20 protein-coding genes are annotated in these 17,461 nt (G+C 42.5%); 18 read left to right on the top strand and 2 right to left on the bottom strand.

Annotated elements, in window-relative coordinates:
- The first annotated feature begins 63 nt into the window (after nt 1–63).
- Complete coding sequence (locus JBW_RS12800) at nt 64–717, top strand: MtnX-like HAD-IB family phosphatase (RefSeq protein WP_007952483.1); 654 nt, start codon at nt 64–66, stop codon at nt 715–717.
- Nucleotides 718–866: 149 nt separating this feature from the next.
- Here JBW_RS12800 and JBW_RS12795 read toward each other — a convergent pair whose 3' ends face one another.
- The gene (locus JBW_RS12795) at nt 867–1,208 is read right to left on the bottom strand and encodes a helix-turn-helix domain-containing protein (protein ID WP_007952484.1); all 342 of its coding nucleotides are present in this window, start codon (nt 1,206–1,208) and stop codon (nt 867–869) included.
- Nucleotides 1,209–1,329: 121 nt separating this feature from the next.
- On the opposite strand from JBW_RS12795, the gene JBW_RS12790 reads away from it, so the two are divergent.
- The 13 genes from JBW_RS12790 (at nt 1,330) to citF (ending at nt 13,017) form a co-directional block, all read left to right on the top strand.
- Nucleotides 1,330–1,554, top strand: coding sequence for a helix-turn-helix domain-containing protein (locus JBW_RS12790; protein ID WP_007952487.1), 225 nt, complete (start codon nt 1,330–1,332; stop codon nt 1,552–1,554).
- A 240-nt stretch (nt 1,555–1,794) separates the two neighbouring features.
- Nucleotides 1,795–2,241, top strand: coding sequence for a PTS sugar transporter subunit IIA (locus JBW_RS12785; RefSeq protein ID WP_007952489.1), 447 nt, complete (start codon nt 1,795–1,797; stop codon nt 2,239–2,241).
- A gap of 43 nt (nt 2,242–2,284) precedes the next feature.
- A complete protein-coding gene (locus tag JBW_RS12780) occupies nt 2,285–2,731 on the top strand; it encodes a PTS sugar transporter subunit IIA (protein WP_007952491.1) in 447 nt (148 codons plus the stop codon).
- A 101-nt stretch (nt 2,732–2,832) separates the two neighbouring features.
- The gene (locus tag JBW_RS12775; RefSeq protein WP_007952493.1) at nt 2,833–3,141 is read left to right on the top strand and encodes a PTS fructose transporter subunit IIB; all 309 of its coding nucleotides are present in this window, start codon (nt 2,833–2,835) and stop codon (nt 3,139–3,141) included.
- Nucleotides 3,138–4,199 (top strand): PTS fructose transporter subunit IIC, encoded by a 1,062-nt coding sequence (locus tag JBW_RS12770; protein WP_007952495.1) that lies wholly within the window; start codon nt 3,138–3,140, stop codon nt 4,197–4,199. The genes JBW_RS12775 and JBW_RS12770 overlap by 4 nt, the downstream gene beginning before the upstream one ends.
- Nucleotides 4,200–4,267: 68 nt before the next feature.
- The gene (locus JBW_RS12765; RefSeq protein WP_235333773.1) at nt 4,268–5,530 is read left to right on the top strand and encodes a class II D-tagatose-bisphosphate aldolase non-catalytic subunit; all 1,263 of its coding nucleotides are present in this window, start codon (nt 4,268–4,270) and stop codon (nt 5,528–5,530) included.
- 117 nt (nt 5,531–5,647) lie between these two features.
- Entirely contained in the window at nt 5,648–6,157 is a 510-nt protein-coding gene (locus JBW_RS12760) for a D-glycero-alpha-D-manno-heptose-1,7-bisphosphate 7-phosphatase (protein ID WP_007952499.1), read from the top strand.
- Between the two features lie 359 nt (nt 6,158–6,516).
- The gene (dcuS, locus tag JBW_RS12755; protein WP_007952501.1) at nt 6,517–8,121 is read left to right on the top strand and encodes a DcuS/MalK family sensor histidine kinase; all 1,605 of its coding nucleotides are present in this window, start codon (nt 6,517–6,519) and stop codon (nt 8,119–8,121) included.
- Nucleotides 8,118–8,792, top strand: a complete 675-nt coding sequence (locus JBW_RS12750; RefSeq protein ID WP_007952503.1) for a response regulator — start codon at nt 8,118–8,120, stop codon at nt 8,790–8,792. The genes dcuS and JBW_RS12750 overlap by 4 nt, the downstream gene beginning before the upstream one ends.
- A gap of 153 nt (nt 8,793–8,945) precedes the next feature.
- Nucleotides 8,946–10,271: a 2-hydroxycarboxylate transporter family protein gene (locus tag JBW_RS12745; protein ID WP_007952505.1), complete on the top strand. Its 1,326-nt coding sequence runs from the start codon at nt 8,946–8,948 to the stop codon at nt 10,269–10,271.
- 23 nt (nt 10,272–10,294) lie between these two features.
- Entirely contained in the window at nt 10,295–10,609 is a 315-nt protein-coding gene (gene citD / locus JBW_RS12740; protein ID WP_007952506.1) for a citrate lyase acyl carrier protein, read from the top strand.
- Complete coding sequence (locus JBW_RS12735) at nt 10,610–11,479, top strand: HpcH/HpaI aldolase/citrate lyase family protein (RefSeq protein WP_007952508.1); 870 nt, start codon at nt 10,610–10,612, stop codon at nt 11,477–11,479.
- Nucleotides 11,476–13,017, top strand: a complete 1,542-nt coding sequence (citF, locus tag JBW_RS12730) for a citrate lyase subunit alpha (protein ID WP_007952510.1) — start codon at nt 11,476–11,478, stop codon at nt 13,015–13,017. Before JBW_RS12735 ends, citF begins: the two co-directional genes overlap by 4 nt.
- 95 nt (nt 13,018–13,112) lie before the next feature.
- On the opposite strand, the gene JBW_RS12725 is transcribed toward citF, so the two are convergent.
- The gene (locus JBW_RS12725) at nt 13,113–13,712 is read right to left on the bottom strand and encodes a TetR/AcrR family transcriptional regulator (protein WP_007952512.1); all 600 of its coding nucleotides are present in this window, start codon (nt 13,710–13,712) and stop codon (nt 13,113–13,115) included.
- Nucleotides 13,713–13,879: 167 nt separating this feature from the next.
- On the opposite strand from JBW_RS12725, the gene rarD reads away from it, so the two are divergent.
- The 4 genes from rarD (at nt 13,880) to JBW_RS12705 (ending at nt 17,431) form a co-directional block, all read left to right on the top strand.
- Nucleotides 13,880–14,818, top strand: a complete 939-nt coding sequence (gene rarD / locus JBW_RS12720; RefSeq protein ID WP_200896991.1) for an EamA family transporter RarD — start codon at nt 13,880–13,882, stop codon at nt 14,816–14,818.
- 13 nt (nt 14,819–14,831) lie between these two features.
- The gene (locus JBW_RS12715; protein WP_235333771.1) at nt 14,832–15,398 is read left to right on the top strand and encodes a pyruvate kinase alpha/beta domain-containing protein; all 567 of its coding nucleotides are present in this window, start codon (nt 14,832–14,834) and stop codon (nt 15,396–15,398) included.
- 263 nt (nt 15,399–15,661) lie between these two features.
- Entirely contained in the window at nt 15,662–16,426 is a 765-nt protein-coding gene (locus JBW_RS12710; RefSeq protein ID WP_007952517.1) for a serine hydrolase, read from the top strand.
- Between the two features lie 315 nt (nt 16,427–16,741).
- Nucleotides 16,742–17,431, top strand: coding sequence for an HAD family hydrolase (locus JBW_RS12705; RefSeq protein ID WP_007952523.1), 690 nt, complete (start codon nt 16,742–16,744; stop codon nt 17,429–17,431).
- The last annotated feature ends 30 nt before the right edge of the window (nt 17,432–17,461 follow it).

Below are 17,461 nucleotides of genomic sequence, written 5' to 3'. Positions count from 1 at the left end.
AATCACTAAAGTGAAAGCAAACAAGGATATAGCAATAGCCACAGCTACTATGGAGGAACAATTTTGAAAAAGTTTGCATTTGTATCGGATTTCGACGGGACATTAACGGAGAAAGATTTTTATCATATTATTATAGATACTTATCTGCAGGAATGGGGAAGACCATTTTATGAGGATTGGAAAAAAACGAAGAAGATTAATGTAGAGTTTTTAAATAAAATATTGGGGTCAATCGGAAGAACCGAAGAAGAGATTTTGTCTGAAATCCATCGTTTGCCTTTGGATGAATATGCGGTAGATTTTATTCGTAGAGTACAAGAGGCAGGCGGGGAATTTTATATCCTAAGTGCTGGTACAACTTATTATATTGACCGATTGCTTGCTCATCGTGGGATTGAAGGTGTAACGGTCATTTCCATGAGCGGAGTATATAAAGATGGTGGTATCGAAATTACTCCAGATGAAGAGAGCCCTTATTTCTCTGAGCTTTTTGGCATTAATAAAGCCAAAGTAGTAGAAGATCTGAAAAAGGAATTTGAGACGGTATTCTTCGCTGGAGATAGTGAGCCAGATTTAGGAGCAGCCAAAGAAGCGGACATTGCTTTTGCCAAAAAGGATTTGAAGAAATTGCTCAGTAAGGAACAACAAGAATTTGTCCCTTTTGAAAATTTCAAAGAAATTGAGAAGTATTTGCAGGAGAGAGGATGGCTTGCTTAATGGGTAAGGCGCATTGCCTTACCCTACTAATTTCAAAACGAAAGAATTAAATTTTGTATTTGATTATATATTTCGAAATCTTAAAATGGAAAAGGGATTTTCGAGCCAGTGTGGCATCGAAAATCCCTTTTTATCTACGGTTTGATCTGCTACTTATCTGTAGTAGATTTTTTTATGCCATGTTTATAAAGAACAAATTCCTTAGCCATATCAATTTCTTTTCTGATGTGCTCTGGTAAGTTGTCCATTTCGTTATCATTACAAGTTGCATCTATGGTTTCATTGTCGGAGAAGAACTCGGATAACGATATATTCAAACCTTCGCAAATTTTATAGATGGTAACTACTTGTGGATTGCGACTCTTGCCGTTAACGATGCTGTCTACTGTAGATTGGGTTAAGCCAGATAAGTCTGCCAACTTGTTAACTGTTATATCTTTTTGATTGCATAACTCGATGATTCTAGTGGCAATCTTAGCTGCTACATCCATAATATTATCTCCTTTGTTAACGCGCTATCGTTATTTTATCACATATAAGTAAAAATAGTTACTGACACATCGTTGACAAATTAACGACGTGTCGTTATAATAATGGAAGGGAGGTGGAAGCATGACATTTGGGGAGAATTTAAGAAAAATTAGAAAAGGGAAAAGAATTTCACAAACAAAGCTTTCTTCCGAAACGGGATTTCCCCAAACAACAATTAGTGATTGGGAAAATGATAAATATCTTCCTGATGTTATGGAAGCACTAAAACTTGCAGCGGTTTTAAAAGTAACGCTTTCGAAATTGCTAAATGGAAAATTTAAATTCCCAAAACCTAAAGCCAGTTAAGGAGGTGATGAATTGTTTACAAATGGACAATCTTTTCAACTCAATACATAAAGCCTATGAGATTTTGAAAGTAAGAGTAATGATTTGCATGAGCAATTTTGCAAGTGAAAGGAGAGTAGTAAAAATTTTCCTGTTATAGTTATCTATAGTATAGCGAAAAGAAAATATTAAATCCATTTTTCTGGAAAATATTTAAAATGTCTTTTAAAAATATTAACAATCGCTGGAGGAGCGAAGCAAATGATCATTCACGAATCACTTATCGAACTCCATATGAAATCCAAAAGCAAAACGGAAATTATCGAAACCCTAGCTCATAAAGCCAAGGAGCTTGGTTATATCAGTGAAGTAGAAGGCTACCTGCAAGATGTCTTTGCCCTAGACGAATCTTCTCCTATTTCCTTCGGCTATGGCATTGCCATTCCCTATGGCAAAAGTCGCTATGTCCTGACTCCTTTCATCGCTTTTGCCAGAAGTGAGGAAGCGTTTACTTGGGATCATCGAGTCGATCATGAAGCGAGACTCATTTTTCTTATTGGCGTACCAGAAGAGCAGGACGATGATTTCGATGTTAAAATGCTAACCCATATGATTGGTGGTCTCACGAATGAGTCCTTTAGGAGGCGGCTCCTGCAGACTTCCGATGCAGCGGAAGTGGTGGAACTATTTAAAGAAATGGGACTGTAGGTCTGATTATAGTTGTATTTTAAAAATGGAATGGGGGCGAAAAATGATTATCCATGAATCACTTATCGAATTAAATGTAACGTCCAAAAACAAAAACGAAATCATCGAACATTTAACCCGTAAAGCTGTGGAACTTGGTCGTGTCAGTGATGTTGCAGGCTATATGCAGGCAGTTCTTGCACGGGAAGAGTTATTTTCTACTGCCATCGGCTATGGTATTGCCATTCCTCATGGCAAAAGCAGCTATGTGCAGGAGCCCTTTATCGCTTTTGCTAAAAGCCAAGAAGCCTTTAGCTGGGATAAGAGGACCGATCAGGAAGTCAGACTTATTTTCCTCATTGGCGTACCAGAGGAGAAAGCGAATAATTTGCATCTGAAAATCCTAGCGAATATCAGTAGAGGTCTGATGAATGATTCTTATCGGGAAAGGTTAGTACAGGCTACAAGTGCAGCAGAAATAGTCGCAATATTCGGAGAGATGGGGTTATAGGGAGGGGGACGACGTGAGACACACCCCGCCTGAAGGCACCCCTCTCAAGAGGGGAATTGGATGGTTCAAATCTAGAAGTGAAAGGGGGGAGTATTTTGAAAATGATTGCTGTATGTGCATGTCCAACGGGGATTGCTCATACGTATATGGCTCAGGCTGCCTTGGAGAAAGCTGCATTGGGAAGAGGACATGATATCAAGATTGAAACCCAAGGAGCGATGGGAATTGAAAATGAGCTGTCGATGCAGGATGTGGCAGAAGCCCAGGTTATTATTTTTGCCGTGGGTGTGAACGTGGAAGGAGAAGAACGATTTCATGGTAAGCCAAGCATCATGGTGGAAGTTGGCAAAGCCATTGAGAATCCTGCTGTTGTGATCGAAAAAGCAGAGAAGAAGGGGGAAGAGGTATGAGCGAATTGGTAATGGATGAATTAAAGAAAGTGAAAAACCATCTGATGACAGGCGTTTCCTATATGATTCCATCCGTTGTGGTGGGTGGTATTTGTATTGCCGGAGCGTTAGCAACGGGGACACCGGGAGCCAAAGGTATGGAGGTCACGAGTGTCTTAGCAAATCACATATTGAACATCGGTGTGGCAGGCTTTACCTTGATGATTCCGATTTTGGCGGGCTATATTGCCTATAGTCTTGCGGGTAAGCCGGGAGTTGTCCCCGGAATGATCGGCGGCTATCTGGCAAACCAGCCGATAGCAGACAGTCCCTATAAAGCAGGTTTTCTGGGAGCTATTGTCATGGGGCTGTTTGCCGGCTATATCGTGAAATGGATCAAGGGATGGAAGGTTCCTAGTTACTTGCGTCCCGTTATGCCGATCTTTGTGATTCCCATTTTGAGTTCCTTACTCGTTGGTCTTACTTATATTTATTTACTGGGACAACCCATTGCTTCCGTTATGGGCGGAATTACCGATGGATTAAAGAGTATCAGCCAACAAGGGGCTGTAGTGATTGCTATTATTACTGGTCTTATGATTGCTTTTGATATGGGCGGTCCTGTCAACAAAACCGCCTGCATGTTTGCTTTTGGACTAATGGCAGAAGGGGTATATACCGTTATGGGACCGATTGGTATTGCCATTTGCACGCCTCCCTTAGGGATGGGGCTTGCCACTTTACTAGCGAAAAGGAAATATAGCGAGGAAGAGTTAGAAGCTGGAAAAGCAGCTTTGGCTATGGGCATGATTGGCATTACCGAAGGAGCCATTCCTTTTGCTGCCGCAGATCCCTTGCGAGTGTTGCCTTCTATTATGACCGGGTCGGCAGTGGGGGCCGTTATTGGCGCCTTGGGTAAGGTAGCGGATCATGCACCCCATGGTGGTCCTATTGTATTGCCCGTGGTTGATAATCCACTGTTTTATATATTGGGGATTGTTGTCGGGACTGTGGTTACTGCACTGCTGGTGAATTCCTTAAAAGTAGATGTTAGCAAAGAATACGCTAGGCAGGCATGAGGGGATTGCTTCGTACTCGCAATGACTACGAGTGCGTTATAAATGGTGTAATGGAGGAGATTATTACAATGAATAAAATGAATATACGAGAAGTGATTGATAAGATTTTTACCTTGGAAGAGACAGGCTTTCGGACTACCTTGTTAGGCATCGGGCCTATGTCCAGAAATTTGATAGTCGCATCCCTGGAATTAGCAAAGGAAAAAGATTTTCCCATCCTGTTTATCGCCAGTCGCAACCAAGTCGATGCCAAAGAATTGGGGGGAGGTTATGTCTGCAATTGGGATCAGCAAGGGTTTAAAGAGGCTATTGAAGAGATTGCTAAAGAGGTAGATTTTACAGGTCTCTACTATTTGTGCCGGGACCATGGTGGACCTTGGCAGCGGGATAATGAACGCAACAGTCATTTGTCCGAAGCCACTGCTATGGAATTGGCAAAAAAGTCTTATGTAGAAGATTTAATTCACAATTTTGATCTGCTGCATATTGATCCTACCAAAGATCCTTATGTGATGGGCAAATCCATCGCGATGGATGTTGTAATCAACAGAACGATAGAACTCATTGCATATGTGGAGAATGAAAGAAGGCTTCGGCAGTTGCCGGAAATCGGTTATGAAGTGGGTACCGAGGAGACGAATGGAGGGCTGACGAGTCAGGGAAATTATGAGTTATTCATCCGACAACTGACTGGCGAGCTGTCTAAGAGAGGACTTCCCATCCCCGTATTTATCGTGGGACAGACAGGTACGTTGACCCGATTGACGAAAAATGTGGGAGAGTTTAGCTATCAGAGCTCAAAGCTGTTGGCGGATACTGCTAAAAAATATGGAGTCGGTTTGAAAGAGCATAACGGAGACTATCTGGAGGACTATATTATCCTTGACCATCCTTCTTTGCATATAACCGCTATGAATGTAGCTCCGGAGTTTGGTTATATCGAAACCAAAGCGTACTTGGAACTCCTTCGTTTAGAAGAGAAGGAAGTTGAAAATGGCAGATTGGAGAATCCGTCAAATTTAAAGCGGGTGATGTCGGAAGAAGCTGTGAACAGCGGTCGATGGAAGAAATGGGTGATTGGTGATGACGTACATTTGTCTGTGGAAGAAATTTTAGCAGAAGAAGAATTGACCGCAACCATATGTGAAATCTGCGGTCATTATACCTATGAGAATGAAGAGGTGAAGAGAGAAATCACAACACTGTTTGCAAACATGAAGACATTAGGAATCGATGGGAATCGTTATATACTGGATAAGATCAAAAATTCCATTGATCGATATGTGCAATGTTTTAATTTGCAAGGGTTAACTAGTAAGCTGCTCAACTAAATCTAACACACCCCGCCCTTTGGGCACCCCTCTCAAGAGGGGAATTGATGATGGGAGGGAGTTTTCTTAGATGCTAGTCAGTAGTAGTTGGGATTTTTTAGATGGGAGAGTGAAGGCGTGAATAAAAAACCAGCGGTATTTTTTGATCGCGATGGTGTATTAAATGTGGATCGAGGATATATTTGTAAACCAAGAGAAATGACCTGGATGCCCGGGGCGATTGAGGCAATTCGGATGCTGAACCAAGCGGGGTATTGGGTATTTGTGGTTACGAACCAAAGCGGTATTGCCCGAGGTTTTTTTACGGAAGAAGCAGTATATGATTTTCATGAGTTTATGGCACAAGAGGTAGAAAGGCAGGGAGCGATCATTCATTCTTTTTATGTCTGCCCCCATCATCCAGAAGGGACGATGGAGAAGTACTCTTCCATTTGCAATTGCCGTAAGCCTTTACCAGGGCTCATTGAGCAAGCATGTCTGGAATGGCCGGTTGATCTTAATGGATCGTTCTTGGTTGGCGACATGCAGCGAGATATTGATGCAGCAAAGGGAGCCGGAATACCCGGATATCTGTTTGTAGAAGGAAACTTATATGATTTTGTTCAGGAGATTTTGAGAGATAAATAGGTGTAAGAAGTGATTGGGGGCAGGAACATTGTCCCGCAAAAAGGAGACATGCAGAAAAGGGATTTTCGAGCCGGCTGGCATCAAAAATCCCTTTTTTGTTTTTACAACTGAGGAGTCGCTAATTCTGCCACTAATCCTCTTAGGAGGTAGTAGTCTTAGTAAGGGATTGCTACATTAGGCTGGAAATAACGAAACTCATCGTGGCTTCTTTGATAGAAAAATTCACAATTTTTAAATTTGTAAGAATTTGAAGGATTTTCGCATTTTATGAGAAATAGAGTATGGTGGTATTCGCTCCTATGAGATTGCGTAAGTAATGTAGGAGCGTAACGATAATTGTTAATTGCGGAGTGATGCGAATGAAAGCAAAGCCGATATTTAATTTGCAGACCAAAATTATTCTTTTAGTTTGCGGCGTGGTGGCATTATCTTTATTGGCGGCGAATGCGCTGATTACGAATCGTGTTGAGTCAGATGTACGGGCTACACTCGGGCAGAAAGCCTTGGATATCTGTAGGACGATGACTCATTCTCCTACTGTCATTTCAGGATTAGAAGCGAATGATACAGCAGCCATTCAGGAATATGCTAACACGATTCGCAATGCTGTTAACGTGGAGTTCGTTGTGGTCTTCGATATGCAAGGAATCAGGAAATCCCATCCAGATGCGGCCCTTGTAGGGCAACATATCAAGGGCGGTGATGAAGCGTCAGCGTTGCAGGGCCATGAGTATATTTCATACGCTGAAGGCACCTATGGACCGTCTTTGCGCGCATTTTCTCCTGTGTTTGCCCAGGATGGGAGGCAAGTAGGGGCAGTGGTTGTGGGAATCTTACTTGGTGATGTGGAGAAAGCGTTGACCGAGAGTCATGAAATTATATATATTGCAACTCTTTTAGGATTACTCATTGGTATCGGTTCTGCTGTTTTATTAGCGCGCAATATTAAGAAAACCTTATTTGGTCTAGAGCCCGTTGCTATTGCCCAATTGGTTGAAGAGCGCAGTGCTATGCTGCAGTGCGTGCGGGAAGGAATTTTGGCAGTTGATAAAAATAGTATGATAACAATAGCGAACGATGAAGCGATACGGGTCTTAAAGCTGGCTGGGATACCGGGTAATCCCATTGGACGCCAAGTCGGTGAATATGTTCCTCATACCCGCTTGCAAGATATCATGAATACGGGGCAGGCTGAGTTGGATCAGGAACAAAAGATTAACGGGATTACGATTTTGACCAATCGAGTTCCAGTTGTGGTAAATGGTGAAATTGTTGGGGCTATCGCTTCCTTTCGCGATATGACAGATATGCGCGAATTAGCAGAAGAACTTACTGATGTCAATAGTTATGTCGAGGCACTGCGATCCCAAGCCCATGAATTTATGAATAAGATACATGTGATGTTGGGGTTGGTTCGTTTGAAGTTTTATGACAAACTCGAACTATATCTCACGCGAATTGCAAATCAGGATATTGCCGAGGCAGAATTTGTGAGTCAATGTATTCATGATCCTGTGCTTGGCGGTTTGTTCTTAAGTAAGTTCAGCAAGGCCAGAGAAATGGCAATTGATATGGTATTAGCCGAGGAAAGTTTTCTTCCAGAGCCAGAGGATGCTCAAGTTACGAATGAATTGGTTACGATCATAGGAAATTTGATTGATAATGCCCTTGATGCGGTGAAAGACTCGCCGAAACGTCAGGTTGCTGTATCAATGATATATACGGATCGTGCCTTGACGATTGAAGTGATGGATTGTGGTCCTGGCATAGAGCAGGCATTGGTGGAACAGATTTTTGTTAAGGGATACTCAACAAAATCCTCAGGTCGTGGGTTTGGTCTGTTTCTTGTTGCAAGGGCCGTAGAACGATTAAACGGCACCATTCAGGTTGTAACTACCCCGGGAAGTGGTGCATCATTTAAAGTTACCATTGTATATCAAAGTAAAGAGGGGGTGGGGACTTGATCAAGGTTTTGATTGTGGAAGATGATCCTATGGTTGCCGAGTTGAATAAGCATTATCTAGACCAAGTAGAAGGTTTTGTTTTGGTGGGAATGGTGTCCAATGGTGCAGAGGCACTTGAATTTTTAAAATTAAATGAAGTCACGCTGATTCTACTTGATATTTTTATGCCCATTGTTGATGGTATGGAATTATTACAAAGTATTCGTTCTTTAGGCCATAATATTGATATTATCATGATAACGGCAGCACGTAATAGTGCCAGTATACAGAACTCACTTAGGCAAGGTGTGGTGGACTATCTGATTAAACCTTTTCAATTTGAGCGTTTGTATGCAGCACTAATTGCTTATCGGGATCGTATTCAGCTCATTCAGGACAGTACTGTCTTAAATCAAAATGAAATTGATCGCCGGATTCTGTCGAAAGGTGATTTGCCAGTGGGTGACCTGCCGAAAGGGATAGAGCGGGAAACGTTAAACGCTATACTTGAGCAGGCTAAACAGTATTCCAAACCTTTTACAACAGAAGAGTTGGCAAAATGTGTAGGTGTATCACGGGTGTCTGTACGTAAATATCTTACTTTTCTTAAGGAGACAGGTACCCTGCAGGCGAGACTGATTTATCGTGCCGTTGGACGTCCTGTTACAATGTTTTGTTATATAAAACAATAGATTCCCCAATCTTATTTCGGGTTCGGCTATGGCCGTTCCTGGATTTTTTTTTGCTTTACATTACTTACATAATGGTTCCATATCTTTCAATAGTGTTAGCGTTAGAGCGGTAAGATGCTATACTCAAGGCAAATCGAAAAGGAGGAATATATTATGAATATGGAAGCGACAACCTCATCTCAAAATCTGCTGCAAAAAAGTTTGGCCTATTTACAATCCTTTACTATTGGTTCCGTGCCCCTTCCCTTATATTTGATTCTGGCTGCACTGATCTACATTGCATCCTTGAATGGGAAACTACCAGCGGATATGATTGGCGGCATCGCCATTATGATGATTATGGGAATGTTACTAGGGGATATTGGCCTCAAAGTGCCGATTTTGAAAGACATTGGTGGACCTGCTATTTTATCTATTTTTGTACCGTCAATTCTGGTTTTTTATCAGTTACTGAATGTGGACTCCATGAAAGCCATTACCGCTTTTATGAAGGGCTCAAATTTCTTGTATTTCTATATTGCATGTCTAATCACGGGAAGCATCTTAGGGATGCTGCGAGTGGTATTAATTCAAGGTTTTATTCGGATGTTTATTCCAATTGTGGTTGGCTCTATCGGCAGTATTGTAGCAGGGGTAGGCGTAGGGATGCTGACTGGACTCGGGGCGCATCATTCCTTCTTCTATGTTGTGATCCCCATTATTTCCGGTGGCTTAGGGGAAGGAATTCTGCCTTTGTCTATGGCCTATTCGGAAATCTTGAATCAGCCTTATGAGAGTTTTATCCCTCACTTGGTGCCAGCGGCTATGCTGGGCAATGTCATCGCCATTATGATGGCTGGTGGCCTTCGGACCTTGGGAGCTAAAAAACCCCATCTAACAGGTAACGGAGTATTAGTCAAAACCGGGGATGACGAGAGAATGCATGCTGCTCAGAATATTGACAAACCTGTGAACTTTTCTCTCATGGGTGCCGGATTGTTACTTGCATGCTGTTTTTATATCTGGGGGCAGTTAGCCAGTAAGTTTATCCCTATTCCCGCAGCGATCATTATGATCTTTTCGGCCGCTCTGGTGAAGGCACTAGGCATTATGCCCGAGAAAATGGAACAAGGGGCGTATCATATGTATAAATTTGTGTCTGCGAATTTGACTTGGGCGCTGCTCATTGGCGTGGGAGCCTTGTATACTCCTTGGAAGGATGTTGTTGCCGCCATTAGTCCTGCCTATATTGCGACAGTCGCCGCTTCTGTGGTTGCCATGGTTGCATCCGGTTTTTATGTGGGAAAGGTGATGAATATGTATCCTGTGGAGGCGGCACTGGTAACGGCTTGCCATAGTGGATTAGGCGGTACGGGTGATGTAGCGATTCTGTCAGCGGCGGGGCGAATTGAACTCATGCCTTTTGCCCAAATTTCCACACGATTAGGCGGAGCTTGCATGGTTGTGATGGCAGCTATTTTAATGCGTTTGACTTTGTAATCTAGAGAATAGGGAGAGTGATGATGATGGTTGCAGCCGATAATGAAGAGGAAGTACGTAAAGTCGGGCAAGCCGGTACCTTAGAATCCAATGATGTGATGATTACGGTAGCGCCAGGGGAAGCAGGCAGTGGTGTCTTCATTGATCTTACTAGTATTGTGAAAGATCAATATGGGGATGCCATTCGCCGAACCTTACTAGATGTGGTAGCGGAGCAGGGGAGCCGTGATATCTATATTACCGTTGCTGACAGAGGAGCACTGGATTGTACCATTCGGGCTCGCTTACTAACAGCTTTAACCCGTGCAGGGGCTGTAGGAAAGAAAGGGGTGGTATAAATGAATTTACGCAGGACCATGCTGTTTATTCCTGGAAATAATCCGGGAATGCTGCAAAATGGGGGCGTGTTTGGTGCAGATTCTGTGATTTTAGATTTAGAAGATGCCGTTGCTCCTCAGGAGAAAGATGCCGCTAGGTTCCTAGTGGCGCAGGCGCTGAAAACCGTAGACTATGGTAATAGCGAGAAAGTTGTCAGAATCAATCCCCTGGATACTTTTGGCGCGGAGGATATCCAGATGATTGTTCCTTGCCAGCCGGATGTTCTTCTCGTACCGAAGGTAGAAAGTGTCCAGGATATAGAGAAAGTCACCCATCTGGTAGCACAGGCAGAGACGGCGGGACAGCAGCCAGTCCAGTTAATTGCCCTCCTGGAGACATCCCAAGGTATTGCTTTGGCTTATCAAATCGCTCAAACGAAGGGACGATTAGTAGCATTAGCCCTTGGAGCTGAAGATTATACGGCGGGTCTTGGCGCAACAAGGACGAAGGAGGGCAGGGAGATTTTCACAGCCCGTTCCTTGGTAATCAATGCAGCCGCTGCTGCGGGAATTCAGTCTCTTGATACTCCCTTTACCGATGCCAACGATGAGGCTGGTTTGTATCAGGATACTCTTACAGGTAAAGAACTGGGTTTCAAAGGGAAGCTCGCTATCAACCCTCGTCAGATTGATGTGATCCATGGTGTATTTAATCCCACGCTTGCTACAATCGAGTGGGCAGAAGAGGTAGTGCAGGCTATCCGCAAAGCAGAATCGGAAGGTTCGGGTGTAGCCTCCTTGCATGGGAAAATGGTGGATGCGCCCATTGTGGCGCGAGCAGAGCACATATTAAAGCTGGCACGCAGGCTAGGGGTGGAGGTTATGCAATGAAGAACAGTATTGGCCGGGATATTCCCGAAGTGATCGAAGGGTATGGAGAGACCATTCCTTACGTTGGAGCATTTGAAACGCAGCCTGCCATGAAGCGACAGGCTCCTAAGGTTAAGACCATTCATCCTAGGAAACAAAAGTTGGTTGATACGTTAGAAACGGTCTTTCAGCAAATTCCTATAACTGATGGTATGACTTTGTCTTTTCATCATCATTTTCGCAATGGGGATGGTGTAGTGAATCAGGTACTGGCAACGGCTGCAGCATTAGGGATTAAAAATTTAAAAGTGGCATTAAGCTCTGTATTTCCCGTTCACGAGACCTTGATTGCTCATATGAAAAGCGGTGTAGTAACGGCTCTGGATACCAATTATATGTCAGGTCCTGTAGCCAAGGCGATATCAAAGGGGATGCTTGCGATTCCTGTTGTACTTAGAACCCATGGGGGAAGAGCACGAGCCATCGAATGTGGTCAGCTGCTGATTGATGTGGCGTTTATTGCTGCCCCTGCTGCTGATGAGTATGGGAATCTCAACGGCGTGCAGGGACCTGCTGCTTGCGGTTCCTTAGGGTATGCTTTTCCCGATGCGGAATACGCAGACCATGTGGTAGCCGTTACAGACTATATCGTAGAATATCCGTTAGCGCCCATCTCCATACCCCAATGCCGGGTAGATTATGTGGTGAAGGTGGATTGTGCAGGTGATCCCAAAGGGATTGTCTCCGGTACTACGAAAATCACTAAGGATCCTGTGGGACTCAAGATTGCTGCTATGGCGGCAAAAGTCATTGAGGCTGCGGGATTATTGAAAAATGGCTTTTCTTTCCAGACAGGGGCTGGCGGTGTGTCCTTAGCGGTTGCTCATTTTGTCCGGCAAAGGATGGAACAAGAGCACATCGTAGGCAGTTTTGCTCTGGGTGGTATTACGGGTTATATGGTGGAAATGCTGGAAAAGGGATTCTTTAAGAAGCTCATTGACGTACAGGGGTTTGACTTAGAAGCCATCCGATCCATCCAAACGAATCCCAATCATCTGGAAGTAAGCGCAAATTTTTATGCCAGTCCTTTTAATGCGGGATGCGCTATCAATAAGCTGGACGTGGTAGTGCTGGGAGCTACGGAAATCGATATTGATTTTCATGTGAATGTGGTCACGGGTTCCGATGGTGTGATCATGGGTGGCTCTGGCGGCCATGCTGATGCTGCCGCTGGAGCCAAGGTAACGATTGTCGTTGCCAATCTGCTGCGAGGTCGCCTGCCTATTATTGTGGAGCAGGTGCTAACGGCCACTACTCCTGGGGAAACCATTGATGTATTAGTAACGGAACGAGGTGTGGTCGTCAATCCACAGCGTCCAGAGTTACTACAGCAATTATTGGCAGCGGGTTTACCGGTAAAAGATATTCACGACTTAAAAGCTATGGCCGAGAAGATCGCTGGAGTGCCACAAAAACTAAAAACAAGCGACCGCATTGTCGCAGTGGTAGAATATCGGGATGGCAGTGTCATTGACGTCGTACGTCAGGTGAACCAATAAGAAGAAAACAATATTTATATAGGCAAAAGGGAACGAATTCTTAACTGAATTCGTTCCCTTTGTAATATATAAGGCAATATGCTAAGCAAGATTTATTAATTATTTTTTTTCAACCCTTCAATAAAGAGTCGATGCAATCCTAGCAGAATTTGCTTAGTCGAAAAGCCTTGATCCCGGATGTGAAAATCAATGTTGTGGAGCGCTGCCAGTAATACCTCTACGGTATAGAAAACATCTACATCTGTAACTTCTCCCCGCTCTACGGCCTCGTTCAGCAATTCCCTGCAAGTATTTCGCATGGATTGATATAGAGGCGATTGTAGTGGACGATAGCCTGGTGTAGCGCGGCTGACGCTGCATAACCAGGGAACCTTCGCCTCTGTAAAAGTCACAAATTTTATGATTACTTGATAAAGTCGATCTAAAATGGGAATATCAGTAGATTGATCAAGATACGCTTTGACTTCATCAAATAAAGGCTGGCACTCTTCTAGGACGATCTCCATACAAATATCGCCCTTTTCTGTGTACCGACGATATAAGCTTGCTTGACCAACTTCAGCCATTTTTGCAATCTGGTGCATGTTTACGCTCTCAACACCCTGTTCGATAAAGAGCATTCGCGCCGATTCCAAAATTCGCCGTCGTATTACCTCATCTTTAGAGAGTTGGGTAGCGTCAAGTGCCTTACTCATTTTTACATTCTCCTTAATATGAAAGATTGTATATTGACAATCGGACAGTTTGTCCGGTATAATTCATTAAGGACAACTTGTCCGATTGAATTATATCATAAATTCGCCTGAAAAATCAATTTATTTATTACAGTTGACGATATTAAGAAAGAATTGGGGTAATGAATATGGAACAAAATGAAAATCTAAAAAGAGGACTCACTTCAGCGATTGGTGCATACTTTCTTTGGGGGATATTGCCGATCTATTGGAAATTGGTTTCTAACGTGTCGGCGCAAGAGGTTATAGCGCATCGCGTTTTTTGGTCTCTACTGTTCATGCTGGCGGTGGTGATTCTTATGAATCGCAAGAAACAGTTATATGAAGAAATCACTCAGTTGCTTGCTGCTCCTACTCAATTGTTGGCATTGATGATTGGAACGATCTTTATCACCCTCAATTGGTTTATTTTTATTTGGGCAGTCAATAATAATCGAGTAATTGAGACCAGTTTAGGTTACTATATTAGTCCACTGGTTAGTATTCTGCTAGGCATTCTATTTTTTAGGGAAAGGCTGTCTTTGGGGCAGAGCATTGCTGTTATACTAGCAGCCAGCGGTGTTTTATACATGACAATGCACTTTGGCAGTGTGCCCTGGGCTGCAATCTGCTTGGCTCTTTCTTTTGGTTTGTACGGGTTATGCAAAAAAAAGGCTGTTCTATCGCCGATTACAAGTATTACGTTGGAGACACTCATCGTAGCCCCGTTTGCTTTTTTGTATCTTTTATATTTGGGTTATCATGGAAGTGGAAGTTTTGACGGTTTGTCCCTTACTTCTCTATTTTTAGTCGGAGGGGGGATTGTGACGCCCATTCCATTATTATTATTTGCGAATAGTGCGAACCGACTTTCACTAACAATGCTTGGATTTATCCAATATTTAGCGCCTACCATTTCACTATTATTAGGAATTTTCTTATACCACGAGGCATTTACTATCGTTCATGCTGTATCATTTGGCCTAATTTGGGCAGCCTTGCTGGTGTTTTCTTTAGCTGGCACCAAATTTTTTCTAAGAAGTGAAATATTACTGCAGAGGTTTAATATGTTATTTAAAGATAGATAAAGTACAATGTAAAATGAAAATTTATAATGTGGAGATGATGAGTATGTACTGGAAATCTGTAGGAGCTATTCATACCGAAAAAACGGTGGAGCTGGCATTGCGCAAAGCTGAAGAATATGGCATAAAGTCAATTGTGGTAGCATCCGTTAGTGGTAAAACAGCCGAATTATTTGCGGGAAAAGCTGAAAACATAGTATGTGTAACGCATGTCAATGGTTTTAAAGATCCCGGAGTAAATGAATTGACGCCTCAGCAACGTGAGATACTGATTGAAAAAAATGTGAAAGTATTGACAACCAATCATGTATTATCTGGTGCAGAGCGGGGAATTAGCAAGAAATTCGGCGGGGTGTATCCTGTAGAAATTATGGCAGGTACGCTTAGAATGTTTGGCCAAGGGGTTAAGGTTGGCGTAGAGGTTGCTGTCATGGCTCTTGATGCGGGACTCATCCCCTATGGAGAAGAGATCATTGCCGTAGGCGGCACGGGTAAGGGAGTAGATACCGCTGTGGTGATACGCCCGGATTATTCAGCTAATATTTTAAATACTTATATCGCTGAAATCATTTGCAAACCGTAAGGTGCTGTCAGCAGGATAGCAAACAATCTTCTTATTGGAACGATTATAGAAAAGAGAGCGAATTTCTCAATTAAATTCGCTCTCTTTTTTCCATATAGTAGACTTTGTAAGCATATATGGGATATATAGTGAATCTGTTAGCACTATTGCTGTCATAATTTGGTCATAGTTTTATTCTATACTGACATAGGTAGAAAATAGGATACATAGGGAAAGAGCGTATGAATTTCCTGAAGACCAAATTATTTTGACGAGGTGGTTACATGATAAAAAAGGTTACGATACTGCTTGCTTTGGTGACTGTCTTTACTGCTCATGCACTGGCAGCTTCCTCACTTGAGCGAGAAATAAAAAACGACTTAAAACAGTTTGATGGCCGGGTCGGAGTCTTTGCCAAGAATTTAAATACTGGTCGTACTATCGAATTTAACCAGGATGAAATATTTCCAACAGCTTCAACTAGTAAATTAGTAGTTGCCTTAGCTACCTACAAATATTTATATCCTCAGGCCGGATCAGCCAAGGCCAGCCAATATGATCAGCAGATAGAGCTGATGATGACGGTGAGTGACAATAACGCATTTCAGGAATTATTAAATGAGATGGATACTAATAACCAGGATGTTCTTACTAAGACAGTCAAGGACCTTAAACTGCGCAAGACCCAAATTCATAATAAAGATGCTTTTCAGAAATACCAATATCATAGTGTAACAACGCCCTACGAAATGGGAAAAGTATTCGAGAAGATCTATACTGGCAAGTATCTGAATAAAAGCAAAAATGGGCAGTTAAAGGATGAGTTGGCCAATACGATTTATAACGATGAAATTCCGCGCTACATGCAGACTCCAGTCTTTCATAAAGTTGGTGAACTGGATGAAATACTTTGCGATGTGGGAGTAATTCAGGATGGTCATGATCCGATTCTGATCAGCTTTTTTACAACTACGGCGGATCATACGTATTCCAGTAATTTTATTGCCAGTGAATCCGCGAAGATTTATAATGCCCTGCGGAGAAAATAGCAGCAAGTTTGCCAAGATGCTGTTTTTACAGTAATATAATTGTGCAATGAATGACGCGGGTGCTGATGTTACGGATCAAGATATATTAAAATGACGTGTGGACTGTGAGGAAACGTTTGTTTCAACACAGTCCATTCTTATATTTATAGCTAGCTGCTACAAGTGTGTGCTTATGTTAACGTTGGTGAGAGAGTTTGCAGGAGTTTTGTTTTATCATGTTAAATAAAGTAGAGTAGGATTATGATAATGAAGAATTTTGGCTGGGTTGTGTGGCTAATTTATCGGAGATTATACTAGGAAAATGGGGGAAAGTTGATGTCTAAAAAGTACTCGGGAGTAATTTTTGATTTTAATGGAACGTTGTTTTGGGATACTGATAAGCAAACCAGTGCCTGGATTGCTATGGCTGAAAAATTGAGAGGATACCCAGTTAGCGATCATGAAATGGCTACTTTTGTTTTAGGCAGACCTAACAAAGTTACAATGTCGTATTTAGCTGGTAAGCAGCTTTCCGATGAAGAAGGAGAAGCGCTAAGTCAGGAAAAAGAAGTGATATATCGTGACTTATGCCGTAAAGATGCCGATCATGTTAAATTGGCACCGGGCGCCATTGATTTACTTGATTATTTGATTGAGAATCATATTGCCTGCACGATTGCTACTGGGTCAGAAATTAATAATGTTAATTTCTACTTTGAGGTATTTCATTTAGAAAAGTGGTTTAATTTTGACAAAGTGGTATATGATGATGGCTTGCTTCCAGGAAAACCGTTTCCTGAAATTTATTTAAAATCGGCTCAAAATCTAGGATTGTCTCCAGAACAATGCATTGTTTTTGAAGATGCGGATGCAGGCATTGAAGCAGCTAGGCGCGCTAATATTGGTCAGATTATAGCCATCGGCCCTCAGGAAGCTCATAATCGACTACGGCAGCTGAAGGGTGTGGATATGGTTATTGGTGAATTTACTGACTTTGCTAAAAAGAGTTTTTTGACAGTAGGATAGCAACTATTCTTCTATAGCGGCACTTGTTAC

Source organism: Pelosinus fermentans JBW45, from assembly GCF_000271665.2.
GTDB classification, from domain to species: Bacteria; Bacillota; Negativicutes; order DSM-13327; family DSM-13327; genus Pelosinus; species Pelosinus baikalensis.
This window is presented reverse-complemented; position numbering and strand designations above follow the sequence as displayed.

Excerpts from the sequence above, each read along its gene's own strand:
- JBW_RS12795 (WP_007952484.1), bottom strand. The coding sequence starts at position 1,208 with ATGGATGTAGCAGCTAAGATTGCCACTAGAATCATCGAGTTATGCAAT.
- JBW_RS12790 (WP_007952487.1), top strand. The coding sequence starts at position 1,330 with ATGACATTTGGGGAGAATTTAAGAAAAATTAGAAAAGGGAAAAGAATT.
- JBW_RS12785 (WP_007952489.1), top strand. The coding sequence starts at position 1,795 with ATGATCATTCACGAATCACTTATCGAACTCCATATGAAATCCAAAAGC.
- JBW_RS12780 (WP_007952491.1), top strand. The coding sequence starts at position 2,285 with ATGATTATCCATGAATCACTTATCGAATTAAATGTAACGTCCAAAAAC.
- JBW_RS12775 (WP_007952493.1), top strand. The coding sequence starts at position 2,833 with ATGATTGCTGTATGTGCATGTCCAACGGGGATTGCTCATACGTATATG.
- JBW_RS12770 (WP_007952495.1), top strand. The coding sequence starts at position 3,138 with ATGAGCGAATTGGTAATGGATGAATTAAAGAAAGTGAAAAACCATCTG.
- JBW_RS12765 (WP_235333773.1), top strand. The coding sequence starts at position 4,268 with ATGAATAAAATGAATATACGAGAAGTGATTGATAAGATTTTTACCTTG.
- dcuS (WP_007952501.1), top strand. The coding sequence starts at position 6,517 with ATGAAAGCAAAGCCGATATTTAATTTGCAGACCAAAATTATTCTTTTA.
- JBW_RS12745 (WP_007952505.1), top strand. The coding sequence starts at position 8,946 with ATGAATATGGAAGCGACAACCTCATCTCAAAATCTGCTGCAAAAAAGT.
- citD (WP_007952506.1), top strand. The coding sequence starts at position 10,295 with ATGATGGTTGCAGCCGATAATGAAGAGGAAGTACGTAAAGTCGGGCAA.
- JBW_RS12735 (WP_007952508.1), top strand. The coding sequence starts at position 10,610 with ATGAATTTACGCAGGACCATGCTGTTTATTCCTGGAAATAATCCGGGA.
- citF (WP_007952510.1), top strand. The coding sequence starts at position 11,476 with ATGAAGAACAGTATTGGCCGGGATATTCCCGAAGTGATCGAAGGGTAT.
- JBW_RS12725 (WP_007952512.1), bottom strand. The coding sequence starts at position 13,712 with ATGAGTAAGGCACTTGACGCTACCCAACTCTCTAAAGATGAGGTAATA.
- rarD (WP_200896991.1), top strand. The coding sequence starts at position 13,880 with ATGGAACAAAATGAAAATCTAAAAAGAGGACTCACTTCAGCGATTGGT.
- JBW_RS12715 (WP_235333771.1), top strand. The coding sequence starts at position 14,832 with ATGAAAATTTATAATGTGGAGATGATGAGTATGTACTGGAAATCTGTA.
- JBW_RS12710 (WP_007952517.1), top strand. The coding sequence starts at position 15,662 with ATGATAAAAAAGGTTACGATACTGCTTGCTTTGGTGACTGTCTTTACT.
- JBW_RS12705 (WP_007952523.1), top strand. The coding sequence starts at position 16,742 with ATGTCTAAAAAGTACTCGGGAGTAATTTTTGATTTTAATGGAACGTTG.